Raw genomic sequence first — 15408 nt, 5'->3', positions numbered from 1 at the left:
GTCGCGCGGGGTGGCGCCGAGTGGAGCGCCTCGTCCGAGCTGCCCGCAGCCCGCTGATTCGTCGCGGTTTTCCCTCAGGTTTCGCACTCCGGAGGCACCACTGTGCGTTCGAGACTCATCGCTGCCGCAGCCCTCACCGCCGCCACCGCCCTCGTCGCCGCCGGCTGTGGTTCGGGCTCCTCAGGGAGCTCCAGCAAGTCGATCAAGGTCGTCTACTGGCAGAACCTGGACAGCAACAACAAGCTCCACGCGGACTTCCTCGCCTCGATGGTGAAGCAGTTCACGAAGGCCAACCCGGGCACGAAGGTGACCCTCGTCCCGGTCACCGCCTCGGAGAACGACTACTACACCAAGATCCAGCTGATGATGCGGTCCCCCGCGACCGCTCCCGACCTGGTCTACGAGGACACCTTTCTGATCAACTCCGACATCGCGAGCGGCTACCTCAAACCGCTCGACGCCTATCTCGCCAAATGGAGCGACTGGTCGAAGTTCGCCCCGGCCGCCAAGACCGCGGTGCGCGGCACCTCGGACGGCAAGACGTACGGCGTCCCGGACGGCACCGACACCCGCGGGATCTGGTACAACAAGCAGCTCTTCGAGAAGGCCGGCATATCCGTGCCCTGGCAGCCCAAGACCTGGGACGACGTCCTCAGCGCCGCTCGCAGGATCAAGGCCGAGCTGCCCGGCGTCATCCCGATGAACCTCTACACCGGCACGGCGGGCGGCGAGGCCTCCTCCATGCAGGGCTTCGAGATGCTGCTGTACGGCACCCCGCCGGGCGACAAGTCCCTCTACGACGCGGGCCAGAAGAAGTGGGTCGTCGGCAGCAAGGCCTTCAAGGACTCGCTGGACTTCGTCCACACCGTGTACAGCGAGAAGCTCGGGCCGCCGGTGCAGCAGGCCCTCGGCGCCAACTTCGGCACCACCGTCGGCACCGAACTGTTCCCCCAGGGCAAGCTGGCGATGGACATCGACGGCTCCTGGATGCCCAACAACTGGGGTCCCTCGAGTTCCAAGCCGTGGAGCCAGTGGCAGACGGTGATAGGCAGCGCCGCGATGCCCACCCAGAACGGCCAGGCACCCGGCAAGGTCAGCATGTCCGGCGGCTGGGCCTGGTCGGTCCCGGCCAAGGCCAAGAACCCCGACCTGGCCTGGAAGTTCCTCACGACCGTCCAGGCGAAGGCCAACCACTCGAAGTGGAACGCCATCAACGCCGGCATCGCCGTCCGCACGGACGCCGCCACCGACCCGGCGTACCTGAACGCCGTACCGACCAACAAGTTCTTCACCGAACTCGTGAAGTACACCCACTACCGGCCCGGCCTGCCCGCCTACAACCAGGTCTCGACCGCCATCCAGAAGGCCATGGAGTCGGTGACCACGGGCCAGGCTTCCGTCGACAAGGCCGCCGCCACGTACGACAGCGACGTGAAGGCCGCCGCGGGCGGTGACAAGACCGTCAAGGGCGCCCCATGACCGCGCTGACCTCGGCGCCCCGCAAGGCCGGTGGCCGGCGCCGGCCCGGCGGGGCGCCGCCCGCCGCCGTACGGTCCCTGACGCGCGGCCTGCCGATGCTGCCGTCGCTGGTGCTGCTGGCCGTGTTCATGGCCGGGCCGATCGCGTACTGCGTGTACTACGCGTTCACCGACATGCAGCTCACCGGCGCGACGGGCACGCGCTTCGTGGGTCTGGACAACTTCACCCGGGCCTTCGGGGACGCCGACTTCCTCAACGCCGTGTGGCTGACCCTGGCGTTCGTGCTCGGCTCCGCCGTCATCGGCCAGAACACCCTCGGGCTGGCGCTGGCCGTGCTGATGGAGAAGGCCACCAAGCCGGTGCGGACGCTCACGAACGGTGTCGTCATCGCCGCCTGGGTGCTGCCCGAGGTGGTCGCCGGCTATCTGATGTACGCGTTCTTCTACGACCAGGGCTCGCTCAACTCGATCCTGGACGCCTTGCACCTGCCGCAGCAGAACTGGCTCTACACGATGCCGATCCTGGCGGTGTGCCTGGCCAACGTCTGGCGGGGCACGGCGTTTTCGATGATGGTCTTCTCCGCAGCGCTCAACGATGTGCCTCAGGAGCTGGTCGAAGCGGCCGAGATGGACGGGGCCGGCCCCTGGCAGCGGCTGTGGCGGGTGGTGCTGCCGGTCATCCGTCGGTCGATCATGACCAACCTGATGCTGATCACGCTCCAGACGCTCTCCGTCTTCGGCCTGATCTACACCATGACCCGGGGCGGGCCGGGCAACAAGAGCGAGACCCTGCCGATCTTCATGTACCAGCAGGCCTTCCAGAACAGCCTCATCGGCTACGGCACCGCCATCGCCCTGGTGCTGCTGGTGGTCGGCGCCCTGTTCTCCGTCGTGTACATCCGGCTGCTCAAACTGGAGGACGACTGATGGCCGTGCTCACGTCCCCGCGTGCCGCGTCCCACCGACGGAGCACGACCACCGCACCACCGGTCTCGCGGCGGCGCCGCTCCCTTCCCGGCCGTATCGCGGTCAACGCCGTCCTGCTGGCGGTGTCGCTGATGTACGTCCTGCCGCTGCTGTGGATGCTGCTGGCCTCGGTCAGCGACACCAACAGCTTCCGGCTGACGTGGCCGTCGGCGCTCACGCTCGACAACTTCGACGCGATCCTCAACGTCGACACCACCTACCGGCCGCTGCTCAACAGCCTGCTGCTGTGCGGTTTCGCGACGGCGGTGACGGTGGTGGTGTCGGTGCTGGCCGCCTATCCGCTGTCCCGGTACCGCTCCCGGCTGCGCCGGCCGTTCCTCTACACGATCCTGTTCTCCACCGGCCTGCCCATCACCGCCGTGATGATCCCGGTCTACAGCATGTTCGTGCAGGTGAACCTCATCGACTCGATGCCCGGTACGACCCTGTTCCTGGCGGCCTCCGCGCTGCCGTTCGGCATCTGGCTGATGAAGAGCTTCATGGACGGTGTGCCGATCGTGCTGGAGGAGGCCGCACGGATCGACGGCGCGAACACCCTCCAGGTGCTGTGGCGGGTCATCCTGCCGCTGATGCGATCCGGCCTCACGGTGGTCACGATCTTCACCTTCATCGGCATGTGGGGGAACTTCTTCGTCCCGTTCATCCTGCTGCTGTCCCCGGAGAAACTCCCGGCGTCCGTCAGCGTGTTCACCTTCCTCAGCGCACACGACCAGACCCAGTACGGGCAGCTGTCGGCGTTCTCGATCCTGTACTCCCTGCCCGTCGTGATGCTCTACCTGCTGCTGTCCCGCAGGCTGGGCGGCGGCTTCGCGCTCGGCGGCGCGCTCAAGGGCTGACCCCCCACACCCTCGGAGAAGACATTCATGCACTACGACCGTGACGTCACCGAGCAGCGGCTCGCCCGGGTGCTGAACGAACGCATCCGGCCGGCCGTGCACGCCCGGTCGGTCCCCCTCCAGGTGGAGATCTGGAACGTTCCCGGCGAGCCGGTGCCGGTCCAGGAGGCTCTGTCCGCGCCCTACCAGCCGGCGCGGGTGGGCGACCGGTGGGGTCCGGCCTGGTCGACGAGCTGGTTCCGGGTCAGCGGCACGATCCCCGCCGAGTGGGCCGGGCTGCCCGTCGAGGCCATCCTGGACCTGGGGTTCGCCACCCACTCCCCCGGCTTCTCCGCCGAGGGCCTGGTCCTGCGGGCCGACGGCACCGCGGTGAAGGCGCTCAACCCGCGCAACACCTGGCTTCCGGTCACCGAATCGGCCGTGGGCGGCGAGGAGTTCGTCCGGTACATCGAGGCCGCCGCCAACCCGGTCGTCATGCACACCGGCCCGGACGAGCTCACCTTCGGTCCCACCTCGGTCGGCGGTCGGGCGCCCTGGCTCGGCGACCCGGCGGCCGATCCGGGTGAACCGCTGTACCGGCTGCGGCGCCTCGACCTGACCGTGGTGGACCGGGACGTCTACGAACTCGTCCAGGACCTGGACGTGTTGGGCCAGCTCATGCACGAGCTGCCGGTCGACGCCCCGCGCCGCTGGCAGATCCTGCGGGCGATCGAACACGCCCTGGACACGGTCGACCTGCAGAACCCCGGCGCGAGTGCGGTGGCCGCCCGGGAGGCCCTCGCCCCCGCGCTGGCGGCACCCGCGAACGCCGGCGCGCACCGCGTCTCCGCGGTCGGGCACGCCCACATCGACACGGCCTGGCTGTGGCCGCTGCGCGAAACGGTACGCAAGGTCGCCCGGACCGTCTCCAACGTCACCCAGCTCATGGACGACCACCCGGAGTTCCGGTTCGTGATGTCCCAGGCCCAGCAGCTCGCCTGGCTCAAGGAGCACCGGCCCGAGGTGTACGCCCGCGCCCAGGAGAAGGCGAAGGCGGGCCAGTTCCTGCCCACGGGCAGCCTGTGGGTGGAGCCCGACACCAACCTCACCGGCGGCGAGTCGCTGGTGAGGCAGTTCGTCCACGGCAAGCGTTTCTACCTGGAGGAGTTCGGCGTCGAGACCGAGGAGATGTGGCTGCCGGACACCTTCGGGTACAACGCCGCGCTGCCGCAGCTGATGAAGCTGGCCGGGGTGCGCTGGTTCCTCACCCAGAAGATCTCCTGGAACACCACCAACAAGTTCCCCCACCACACCTTCTGGTGGGAGGGCATCGACGGCACCCGCATCTTCAGCCACTTCCCGCCCGTCGACTCCTACAACGGCGACCTGTCCGGCGCCGACATCGCCCACACCGTGCGCAACTTCCAGGACAAGGCCGCCGCCAACCACTCCCTCATCCCCTTCGGATACGGCGACGGAGGCGGCGGCCCGACCCGGGAGATGCTGTCCCGCGCCGCCCGCCTGGCCGACCTGGAGGGCTCGGCCCGGGTCACCCTGGAGAGGCCCGCCACCTTCTTCGCCCGCGCGCACACGGAGTACGAGGCGAACGGCGGCGCCCCCGTCTGGTCCGGCGAGCTGTACCTGGAGTTCCACCGCGGCACCCTGACCAGTCAGCTCGCCACCAAGCAGGGCAACCGGCGCAGCGAGCATCTGCTGCGCGAGGCCGAGTTGTGGGCGGCCACCGCGGCCGTGCGCCACGGGCACCCGTATCCGTACGAGGCCATGGACCGGCTGTGGAAGACGGTGCTGCTGCACCAGTTCCACGACATCCTGCCGGGCACCTCGATCGCCTGGGTGCACCGCGAGGCCGAGGAGACGTACGTCGCCGTCGCCCGGGAGCTGGAGGGGATCGTCGAGGACGCGCAGCGCGCCCTGGCCGGACCGGGCGACGGCACGGTCGTCTTCAACGCCGCTCCGCACGACCGCGCCGGCGTCCCGGCGCTCGGCGCCGCCCTGCGCACCGACTCGGCCGAGGACAACGTGCCCCCGGTCGCGGACGGCGAAGGCTTCGTCCTGGACAACGGCCTGGTCCGGGTCACCGTCGACGGGCGCGGGCTGATCACCTCCGCCTACGACCACACGGCCGACCGCGAAGCTCTGCCGCCCGGCGCGAGTGCCAACCTGCTTCAGCTGCACCAGGACTTCCCCAACCAGTGGGACGCCTGGGACATCGACGTCTTCTACCGCAACACCGTCCGCGACCTCACCGACAGCGAGTCGGTCACCGCGACCGACAGCGGCGTCCACGTGGTCCGAGCCTTCGGGGCCTCCCGGATCGAACAGACCCTGACCCTGTCCGCCGGCTCCCGGCGGCTCGTGATCGACACCGTCGTCGACTGGCACGAACGGGAGAAGCTGCTCAAGGCAGCCTTCCCGCTGGACGTACGCGCCGCGCACTCCACCGCCGAGATCCCCTTCGGGCACGTCGAGCGGCCCACCCACACCAACACCAGCTGGGACGCGGCCAAGTTCGAGATCTGCGCGCACCGCTTCCTGCACGTCGGTGAACGCGACTGGGGCGCCGCCCTGGTCAACGACTCGACGTACGGCCACGACGTCACCCGCGACGTGCGCCCCGACGGCGGTACGACGACCACGGTCCGCCTCTCCCTGCTGCGCGCCCCCCGCTTCCCCGACCCGGACACCGACCAGGGCACCCACCGGCTCCGCTACGCCCTGGTGGTCGGCGCCGACGTCGCCGCCGCCGTCCGTGAGGGCTACCGCCTCAACCTGCCCGAGCGCACGCTGCCGGGCGGCACGCCCGTCGCTCCCCTGGTCGCGGTCGACCAAGAAGGGGTGGTCATCGAGGCCGTGAAGCTCGCCGACGACCGGTCGGGGGATGTCGTCGTCCGGCTCTACGAGGCCCACGGCGTCCGCGCCCGCGCCACCCTCACCCCCGGCTTCCCCCTCGCGTCCGCCACCGCCACCGACCTCCTGGAACGTCCCCTTGACGACCCGCCGAGCCATCACGTCACCGAGGGCACGGTCCGGTTGAGGCTGCGCCCGTTCCAGATCCTCACCTTGCGCCTGGTGGCGGCCGTGACCCCTGACGCCGCGGTGGGATGACGACCCGGACAGTTCCTGCACCTCTCTTGACACGCCAGTGACACGGAGGCAAATTTTATCGATACAAACCTGCCGAGCCACCCAGCCCTGGAGTACCTCCGTGGCCAACGCCACCGCGATCATCAGCCTCGACATCGAGGGCCCGAAGATCAGCCGTCACCTCTACGGTCACTTCGCCGAGCACCTCGGCCGCTGCATCTACGGCGGCTTCTGGGTCGGGGAGGACTCACCGACCCCCAACGAGGGCGGCATCCGCCTCGACGTCGTCGAGGCACTGCGCGCCCTGGACATCCCCAACCTGCGCTGGCCCGGCGGCTGTTTCGCCGACGAGTACCACTGGAAGGACGGCATCGGCCCCCGGGACCAGCGGCCCAGGATGGTCAACACCCACTGGGGCAACGTCGAGGAGAACAACCACTTCGGCACCCATGAGTTCATGGCCCTGTGCGAACTCCTCGGCGCCGAGCCGTACATCAGTGGCAACGTCGGCTCCGGCACCGTGCAGGAGATGAGCGAGTGGGTCGAGTACCTGACCCGGGACGGCGACAGCCCCATGGTGCGGCTGCGCAAGACCAACGGCCGCGAGGAACCCTGGCGGGTGAAGTTCTGGGGCATCGGCAACGAGACGTGGGGCTGCGGCGGCAACATGCGCGCCGAGTACTCCGCCGACCTGGCCCGGCAGTACGCCACGTACTGCCGCGACCACGGCCACAACAAGCTCTACCGCATCGCCTCGGGGGCGTCCGACGATGACTACAAGTGGACCGAGACGCTGATGCAGCAGATCAGCTGCTTCGGCTGCGAGGCCACCCCGCGTAACTTCTTCCAGGGCCTGTCCGTGCACTACTACACGATCGCCGGCCCCTGGGAGGCGAAGGGCAGCGCCACCGTCTTCGACACGGACGACTACTACCGGACGATGGTCTCCGCCCAGAAGATCGACCGCATCCTAACCGGCCACTCCACGGTCATGGACTGCTACGACCCGGGCCGCAAGGTCGGTCTGGTCCTGGACGAGTGGGGCACCTGGTGGGACGTCGAGCCGGGCACCAACCCCGGTTTCCCGTTCCAGCAGAACACCCTGCGCGACGCCCTCGTGGCGAGCACGCATTTCGACATCTTCCACAAGCACGCCGAGCGCCTGCACATGGCCAACATCGCGCAGACCGTCAACGTCCTGCAGGCGATGGTCCTCACCGACGGCGACGCGCTGGTCCTGACCCCGACCTACCACGTCTTCGAGATGAACAAGGGCCACCAGGACGCCGCCTCCCTCGCCGTGCACCTGCGCACCGACAACGCCCGCCGCCCGGTGGGCGACGCCGAGCTGGACACGCTGTCCGTCTCGGCCAGCGTCAAGGACGGGACCGTTCTCATCTCGCTGTCCAACCTCGACGCCGAAGAGCCCGCCGAGGTGACGCTCGACCTGCGCGGCCGTTCCATCGCCGAACCGACGGCCCGCATCCTGACCGCCGACGGACTGCAGGACCACAACACCGCCGACGCACCCGCAGCGGTCAGCCCGCGCCCCTTCGACGACCTGAAGGTCACCGCCCAGGGCCTGACCCTGACACTGCCGCCCCACTCGTTCCTCACCGTCCAAGCCACACTGGCCTGATCACCGCCCACCGACCGGAATGGCACGCCCTCCCCATGACCCGACCCGCGCGACCGATCCCCGACCGACACCTGCGTCCGCCGATGGGCTGGAACAGCTGGGACTGCTACGGCACCACCGTCACCGAGGAAGAGGTCCTCGCCAACGCGACGTTCATGCGCGATCACATGCTCGCGCACGGCTGGGACACCGTGGTCGTGGACATCCAGTGGTACGAGCCCACTGCCCGCGCCCACGGCTACAACCCGGACGCCCCGCTGGTCCTCGACGACCACGGCCGCCAGATGCCCGCGCCGAACCGGTTCCCCTCGGCGGCGGACGGCGCGGGATTCGGGCCACTGGCCGACCGCGTGCACGAACTCGGTCTGCGGTTCGGCCTGCACATCATGCGCGGCATCCCGCGCCGCGCCGTGGCCGCCCGCCTCCCCGTGGCGGGTACGGACTGGACCGCCGACGAGATCGCCGACACCGGCTCCGTATGCCCCTGGAACTCCGACAACTACGGCCTGAACCACGATCATCCGGGCGCACAGGCCTACTACGACTCACAGGTCGCCCAATTCGCGCAGTGGGGCGTCGACTTCATCAAGGCCGACGACATGCTCTTCCCCTACCACGAGCGGGAGATCTCCGCCTACGCCCGGGCCATCGCCCGCAGCGGCCGCATCGAGCTGAGCCTCTCCCCCGGCACCGACGTCTCCGTCGCGCACCTGGACCACCTGCGGGACACGGCCACCATGTGGCGGGTCTGCGACGACCTGTGGGACCGCTGGGAGGACGTGGAGGCCCAGTTCGGCCGCATGGCCCGGTGGGCCCCATGGCAGGGCACAGTGTCGACAGGCGGCTCCACCGCGGGCGGCTGGGCGGACGCCGACATGCTGCCCCTGGGCCGCATCGGAATCCGGGCCGAGCGGGGCGAAGACCGCCTCTGCGCACTCACCAGGCCTGAGCAGATCAGCCTGCTGACGCTCTGGCTGATCTCCCGCTCCCCTCTCATGATGGGCGGCGACCTGCCCACCAGCCCGGTGGAGACGATCGAGCTGCTCACCAATGACGAAGCGCTCGACGTCCTGTGGCACAGCGGGGACAACCGCGAGGTCCTCCGCGAGAAGGACCTCGTGCTGTGGACCGCCCGCGACACCGACGGCCGTACCCGCTACGCCGCCGTGTTCTCCCTGGCCGACCGCCCGGAGCACGTCGCCGTCCCGCTCGGCTCCATCGGCGCCCGGCCCGACGACCGCGTCCGGGAACTGTGGACCCGCACCGACACCCCGCACGACGGCCACTGCCTGCGCGCCGATCTGCCCGCCCACGGCGCGGCCCTCTACCGCCTCACACCACCCGACACCACCGGCTGACCAGGGCGCAGTCCTGCCCCGCGCCCGAGGGGCAGGGCTGCGGTGTAATGGGGTCGGACCGGTCCCGACCAGAACGGGGGCGAAGGTGGCAACGATCCAGGACGTGGCGAAGGCCGCCGGAGTCTCGGCGATGACGGTCTCGAACGTCATCAACGACCATCCCAACGTGCGCAAGGCGACGCGGGAAAAGGTCCTCGACGCGATGGCCCGGCTCGACTACCGCGTCAACGTGGCGGCCCGCAATCTGCGCAAGGGACGAACCGGCACCATCGGTCTCGCCGTCCCCACCGTGAACAGCCCCTACTACGGCCGGCTGGCCGTCGCCATCATCGCCGCGGCCGAGCGGTACAGCCTCCGGGTGTGCATCGAGCAGACCGGCGCCTCACGGGAGAACGAGCTGGACGCGCTGTCCCAGTCGCGCAACCGGCTCTACGACGGGCTCATCCTCAGCACCGTCGGCATGGGGCCGGCCGATGTCGAGCGGCTCAAGGTGGACTACCCGGTGGTCATCCTGGGCGAGCGGATCTTCGGCGGTCCCGTGGACCACGTCGCCATGCCCAACGTGGAGGCGTCACAAGCGGCCACCCGCCACCTGGTCGAGCGGGGCTGCCGACGCATCGCGATCGTGCGCGGACCGGTCGGCGAGGAGATCGACGTCTCCAGCCTCCGCTGCACGGGCTACCACCGGGCGCTGCGGAATGCCGGCCTGCCCGCGGACCCCGCACTCGTGCAGAGCGTGGAGACGCTCACCATGCGCGCGGGTGCCCGGCGCGCCCGGGAGATGGTGGAGAGCGGCCTCGACTTCGACGGCGTGTTCTGTGTGACCGACACCGTGGCCATGGGCGTGCTGCGCGGCCTGGCCGACGCCGGCGTACCGGTGCCGGAGCGGGTCAAGGTGATCGGCTTCGACAACGTCGAGGAGAGCGAGTTCCTCATCCCCTCGCTGTCCACCATCGATCCGGACCACGACGTGATGGCGCGGCGCGCGGTCGATCTCCTGGCCGGGCGGATCGAACGGACCGGGCCCGGCGCGGACCAGGAGGAGTTCGTCAGCGACTTCTCCGTGGTGATCCGGGAGTCGACAGGCGGCTGAGTGGACGGAGCGGGGCGAGCGTGAGGGGGGCCGTCCCTACTCCGGCGGCGTCGGCGTGTCGTGTGTGCGGTACATCGCCTGGATGTCCAGTTCCAACTGGACCGTCGGGCCGACCACCGCGATGCCGCGTGCCAGCATCGAGCGCCAGTTGAGGGTGTAGTCCTCGCGGTGCAGCTCCGCTTTGGCCAGGGCGGCGCAGCGCAGCTCCTCGGCGTACCCGCCGTTGACCATGCCCAGGTACGTCGTGTCCAGCGACACCGACCGGCTCACGCCGTGCATGGTCAGGGTGCCAAGGAGCGACCACTTGTTCCCGCCCCGGAAGGCGAAGCGGGTGCTCGCGAACTCGATGTAGGGAAAGTGGTCGACGTCGAGGAAGTCGGCGGAACGCAGGTGCGTGTCCCGAGTGTTGTTGCCCGTGGTGATGCTCGCCGCGTCGATGCGCACGTGGACGCGGGACTCGGACACGTCCTGCATGACCTGGATACCGCCCTGGAAACGTTCGAAACGGCCGTGCACATTGGCCATGCCGACGTGCTTGGCGATGAAACGGATCGCCGTGTGCGGTGGGTCGAAGAGCCAGGTGCCGGGGACCGGGAGTTCGGCCTGCCGGGCCGGCTGGAGCCACACGCGCTGCGGGGACAGGCCGGCGTCGGCCACGACCTCGACGGTCTCACGGTGTGGTTCCAGCCCCTGTGCCAGGATCAGCAGGCTGTAGCTGCCCGGCGGCAGGACGGCCATGAACAGACCGTACGGGTCCGTGGTGCCGCGTGCCGTTACCTGGTGGCCGCGGAGTTCGGTCACCGTCACATCGGCGGCGCCCAGGGGCTGGTTCACCGGGTCCAGGACCTCGCGGACGACGACCCCCGCACCGGCCGGGACCGGAAGCGCGAGGTCCGCAGCGCCCCTGGAGGCATTCTTGAATCGCCGCCGCAGCAGTCCGAGGGGCATGGTGTTCACCTTTCGGTATTCGTAGTTCGAAGCGCGCGGTCTTACCGTCAGGCATGTCCGAGGATCCGCCGCACCGCTTCGGTCAGCATGCGCTCGGCATCCTCGTCGGATGCGGCCGCCGTCGCATGCCGGAAAGCGACGTAACCGTCCGGCCGTACGAGGAGTGCGCCCGCGTCGGCCACCTCACTCAACCGCGCCCAGTCCCCGTACGGGTCCTCGTACCCCTGGCCGGGTCCGATGACGATGGTAGTGATCTCCAGGTCCTGGGCCTCGGCCGCCCGCAGCCAGCCCGTGCCGCCGATGCCGGTGAGCAGAGTGAAGCGGCCCTGACCGACGGTGTCGAGCGTGGACAGCGTGCGGGTGCCGGAGGTGATCCAGGCGTGCGGAAGCTTGGCGCCGGGGCGGGAGGTGGGCTGGTGGTACAGCTCGGGGTCGCGGTCGAAACCGGGGTCGGGGGTGCCGTCGGGGACGATCGCGGCGGAGGCGTAGCGCTGGTTGAGGTCGACTCCGTGCGCGTTGAACTCGTACACCTTGAACGCGATCGCCTCGCGCAGCTTCGTGCGCTGCTTCTGAGCCGCCTGGGTGTCGTCCTTGCGGGCGGCGATGTTGGCCCACAGCTGCTCGGGGGTCTGCGGGGAGAGCCCGTCGAGCGCCTCGAAGATCGGAGCGGTCTCGCCGATGGACTTGTTGGCGCGGGTGACGATCTGCCGGCCGATCGGGGCGCGCTCGGCGGTGTAGGTGTCCAGCAGCTTCGGGGACGCGGTGCCGTCGAGGACGAGCTTGAGCTTCCAGGCCAGGTTGTAGGAGTCCTGGACGGAGGTGTTCGAGCCGAGGCCGTTGGACGGCGGGTGGCGGTGCGTGGCGTCGCCGGCGCAGAAGACCCGGCCGTCCGAGTACGTCTTCGCGTACATCTCGTTGACGGTCCAGGCCGAGGACGACTTGACGGTCACCGGTATCTCGTCGTCGCCGATCAGCTTGCGGACGACGGACTCGGCGTACTCGGTGGTCAGATCGGGGGCGCCCGCGGTGACGTCGTACCCCCAGACGATCATCCACTCGTTCCAGGGCCTCACGCAGCGCACCAAGCCCGCGCCGATGCCGCCGACCGTGGCGCCCGGGGCGAGCACCCAGTACAGGGTGGACGGCCGGTGGGCGGTGTACTTGGACAGGTCCGCGCCGAAGACGATGTTGATGCTGCCGGCCACCCCCATCTGGCCGCCCATCGGCAACCCGGCGTCCTCGGCGACCTTCGAGCGACCGCCGTCGGCGCCGATGAGGTACTTGGCGCGGATGGTGTACTCGTCGCCGCGCAGCCGGTCCTCGACGGTGACCGTCACACCGTCGCTGTCCTGGACGAAGGACTTGTAGACCGTGCTGAAGCGCAGCCGCGTGCCCCGCGCGACCGCCGCGTCGACGAGCACCGGCTCCATGAGGTGCTGGGGCATGTCGCACATGCGGGTGGGGCTGGCGAGTTCGTGCGCGGCCTGGATCAGCGGGTCGTTGCCCCAGGAGCGGACCCGTCCGAGTTCCTCGCCGGCAAGGCTGGTGCAGAAGGTCGTATTGCCCATCAGGTGCTGCGGGGTGGCCTTCGCCACGACCTCCTGCTCGACGCCGAGGTCGCGCAGCACTTCCATGGTGCGCTGGTTGGTGATGTGCGCCCGGGGCGTGTCGGCGAGGCTCGCGTAACGGGTGACGACGATGTTCGGTACGCCGTAGGTACTCAGGGCGAGCGCGGCGGAGGCGCCCGCGGGGCCGCTGCCGACGATCAGTACGTCGGTCACGACATCGGGCTCGACGGTGTGCACGGGAAACGCTCCTGGGCATGAGAACAGGCGCCGAATGAGAACAGGTGCCGAATGGAAAGAGGTGCCGAATGAGAAGAGATGCCGACCGTCCAAGATCATGTAGGGAGACGGGAGAACTTGGGTGTCTCAATAAGAGACAGTGCCCCGGGCCCGTCACTGGTTGTTGCGCATTCAATCGCTCCCGGTAAGCTGAGCGGCGTCGTGACCACCGCAGAGCGCCCCTCCGTCCGCTCCGGCCTCGCTTCGCTGCGCAGGGCCCGCGAGCTGTTCCTGCTGGGACGGCAACTGCCGGACGGGGCACCGGAAGAAGTCGTCGCCGCCTGGAAACGTGCCCGGTTCTTCGGCGTACGACACGACGTGAAGGACCCGGCGCCGGAGCATTCCGTACGACCTCCCGTGTCCCCCCTGCTGACCGCTGCCCGGCCCGTGCTCGAGCGGATCGCCCCGGCGCTCGGTATCGGGCGGTCGACGCTCGTCCTCACCGACGAGCGGCCGCGGGTCCTGTGGGTGACCGGATTCGCGCCGGAAGGCCTCCGCCGTCTGGACCTCTCCGAGCAACTGGTCGGCCACAACAGCGCGGTCCTAGCGCTGCGGACCGGCCGACGCGCCGAGGTGCACGGCCCCGAGCACTTCCTCGACCTGTGGCAGGAAGTCTCCGCGGTCAGCGTGCCGGTGCGGGCGCCGGAGACCGGACAGATGCTGGGCACAGTGACGGTGGCCTGCGACCTGTGCGCCGAGTACGGGCCGCACCCGGGGGCCCCGCTCGCCGAGGCCGCGGCGAGCGCCGTCGAGGCGGAACTCCTCTCGCGGTCGCGATCGGCGGAACGAGTCCTGCTGGACGCGTACCTGCGGGCCGCGGGGGAAGGGGGGCGCGCGGTCGTCGCCCTCGACGGTCGCAACCGGCTCGTCAGCGAGGCCGCGGGGCAGCTGCTGTCACCGGAGGGGCTGGAGGCGTTGGAGCGGAGCACGGTCGCCCTGCTGCGGGACTGGTGCCGAGGGGCGCAGCCGGAGTTCGAGGCCGCCACGCATACGGCTGACGGGACCGAAGGCGGCTCGGCACTGGATCGCGCCGCACGCCTCGGAGCAGAGCCGGACCCGGCATCAGATACCGCCGAAGCCCCGGCGGCCGAGCCGCGGGCGACATCCGGTCCCGCCGACGGGCCCGACGCGACATCCGGCCCTGCCGACGGGCCCGACGCGACATCCGGTCCTGCCGAAGGGTCCCATGCGGCGTCCGACCCGGCGCCTTCGGCCTCGTACCGCATCCGGCTCCCGGACGGCACGGGGTGCACCGCGACCCTCACCCCCGTACCCCACCTGGGCTCGCCGGCCGGTGCCGTCGCCGTGCTGGAGCCGGTGGGGCACACGGCCGTGACGTCGGCCGTGCGGACCGTCGAGGGACTGGCCGGGCGATCGGTGCCATGGCGCCATGCGGTCGGCCGCGCGGTGGAGTTGACCAGGTCCCCCGAGCCCCTGCTCCTCGTCGGCGAGCGCGGCACCGGGAAGGCCTCGCTCGCACGGAAGCTGGTCGCGAATCCGTTGACCATCGACGCCGCGGAAAGCGAACTCCGCGGCGAGGTCGACCAGTTGGTGGACGGTCACTCGCTCCTCGTCCGTCATGTCGAGCGTCTCGCGCAGGCCGACACAGCGACCCTCAACTCGCTCCTCGCCTCACATCCGGATGTACCCCTGCTGGTCACCTACACCCCCGGAACGCCGCCCGGCCCGTGCCTCCAACGGCTCCTGGACACCCTGGCCGCACGCTCGGTCACCCTCCCCGCGCTGCGTGAACGACCCGATGACATCAGGGAGTTGCTCAGGGCTCTGGCTCCCAGGCCCGCACCGGGACGGCCCCCGCTCACCTGGACACTGGACGCGTTGCGCGCTCTGGAGCAGCACCCGTGGCTCGGCAACGTCACCGAACTCGCCCATCTGGTACGGGCCTTGGCCGAGGGGCGCCGCACGACCGGTCCCGTGCGGCGCACCGAGCTGCCGGACGCCGTACGAGAGGGCCCCGCGACCCGACCTCTCAGCCCCATGGAGCAAGCCGAGCGCGCCGCCATCCTGGAGGCCCTCCACCGCCACGGCGGCAACAAGGCCCGCACGGCGGCGGCCCTGGGCATCGCCCGCGCCACGTTGTACCGGAAGCTGCGGGGTTATCGGGGCTGAACCGAGCGCCG

At 70.0% G+C, this 15408-nt stretch carries 10 protein-coding genes; 8 read left to right on the top strand and 2 right to left on the bottom strand.

Translation table 11 applies throughout. From position 1 onward, the window contains the following. Positions 1 to 102: 102 nt before the first annotated feature. The 7 genes from Q4V64_RS48955 to Q4V64_RS48925 all read left to right on the top strand — a co-directional run bounded on the left by Q4V64_RS48955 (position 103) and on the right by Q4V64_RS48925 (position 10475). Positions 103 to 1479, top strand: a complete 1377-nt coding sequence (locus Q4V64_RS48955; RefSeq protein ID WP_124436836.1) for an ABC transporter substrate-binding protein — start codon at positions 103 to 105, stop codon at positions 1477 to 1479. After that, the gene (locus tag Q4V64_RS48950; RefSeq protein WP_124436837.1) at positions 1476 to 2405 is read left to right on the top strand and encodes a sugar ABC transporter permease; all 930 of its coding nucleotides are present in this window, start codon (positions 1476 to 1478) and stop codon (positions 2403 to 2405) included. The genes Q4V64_RS48955 and Q4V64_RS48950 overlap by 4 nt, the downstream gene beginning before the upstream one ends. Next, positions 2405 to 3301: a carbohydrate ABC transporter permease gene (locus tag Q4V64_RS48945; RefSeq protein ID WP_124436838.1), complete on the top strand. Its 897-nt coding sequence runs from the start codon at positions 2405 to 2407 to the stop codon at positions 3299 to 3301. The genes Q4V64_RS48950 and Q4V64_RS48945 overlap by 1 nt, the downstream gene beginning before the upstream one ends. 27 nt (positions 3302 to 3328) lie before the next feature. Continuing rightward, entirely contained in the window at positions 3329 to 6406 is a 3078-nt protein-coding gene (locus Q4V64_RS48940; protein ID WP_124436839.1) for a glycoside hydrolase family 38 C-terminal domain-containing protein, read from the top strand. A gap of 100 nt (positions 6407 to 6506) precedes the next feature. After that, positions 6507 to 8024, top strand: coding sequence for an alpha-L-arabinofuranosidase C-terminal domain-containing protein (locus tag Q4V64_RS48935; protein ID WP_303714821.1), 1518 nt, complete (start codon positions 6507 to 6509; stop codon positions 8022 to 8024). Positions 8025 to 8059: 35 nt separating this feature from the next. After that, positions 8060 to 9382 carry a glycoside hydrolase family 27 protein gene (locus Q4V64_RS48930; RefSeq protein ID WP_303714819.1) on the top strand — a complete coding sequence of 441 codons (1323 nt, stop codon included), beginning with the start codon at positions 8060 to 8062 and terminating at the stop codon, positions 9380 to 9382. 85 nt (positions 9383 to 9467) lie between these two features. Next, the gene (locus Q4V64_RS48925; protein ID WP_124444541.1) at positions 9468 to 10475 is read left to right on the top strand and encodes a LacI family DNA-binding transcriptional regulator; all 1008 of its coding nucleotides are present in this window, start codon (positions 9468 to 9470) and stop codon (positions 10473 to 10475) included. A 36-nt stretch (positions 10476 to 10511) separates the two neighbouring features. Here Q4V64_RS48925 and Q4V64_RS48920 read toward each other — a convergent pair whose 3' ends face one another. Both Q4V64_RS48920 and Q4V64_RS48915 read right to left on the bottom strand, forming a co-directional pair. Continuing rightward, positions 10512 to 11423, bottom strand: a complete 912-nt coding sequence (locus Q4V64_RS48920; RefSeq protein ID WP_124444540.1) for a YceI family protein — start codon at positions 11421 to 11423, stop codon at positions 10512 to 10514. A 47-nt stretch (positions 11424 to 11470) separates the two neighbouring features. Next, positions 11471 to 13228, bottom strand: a complete 1758-nt coding sequence (locus Q4V64_RS48915; RefSeq protein ID WP_124444539.1) for an FAD-dependent monooxygenase — start codon at positions 13226 to 13228, stop codon at positions 11471 to 11473. A gap of 201 nt (positions 13229 to 13429) precedes the next feature. Between Q4V64_RS48915 and Q4V64_RS48910 the strand changes: the two genes are divergently transcribed. After that, the gene (locus tag Q4V64_RS48910) at positions 13430 to 15397 is read left to right on the top strand and encodes a helix-turn-helix domain-containing protein (RefSeq protein WP_253267388.1); all 1968 of its coding nucleotides are present in this window, start codon (positions 13430 to 13432) and stop codon (positions 15395 to 15397) included. Positions 15398 to 15408 lie beyond the last annotated feature (11 nt).

Origin of the sequence: Streptomyces sp. NL15-2K, assembly GCF_030551255.1 — a bacterium.
Lineage (GTDB): Bacteria > Actinomycetota > Actinomycetes > Streptomycetales > Streptomycetaceae > Streptomyces.
This window is presented reverse-complemented; position numbering and strand designations above follow the sequence as displayed.

Bases quoted from the DNA above. Each gene is read 5' to 3' on its own strand.
- Q4V64_RS48950 (WP_124436837.1), top strand. From the start codon at position 1,476: ATGACCGCGCTGACCTCGGCGCCCCGCAAGGCCGGTGGCCGGCGCCGG.
- Q4V64_RS48930 (WP_303714819.1), top strand. From the start codon at position 8,060: ATGACCCGACCCGCGCGACCGATCCCCGACCGACACCTGCGTCCGCCG.
- Q4V64_RS48945 (WP_124436838.1), top strand. From the start codon at position 2,405: ATGGCCGTGCTCACGTCCCCGCGTGCCGCGTCCCACCGACGGAGCACG.
- Q4V64_RS48920 (WP_124444540.1), bottom strand. From the start codon at position 11,423: ATGCCCCTCGGACTGCTGCGGCGGCGATTCAAGAATGCCTCCAGGGGC.
- Q4V64_RS48940 (WP_124436839.1), top strand. From the start codon at position 3,329: ATGCACTACGACCGTGACGTCACCGAGCAGCGGCTCGCCCGGGTGCTG.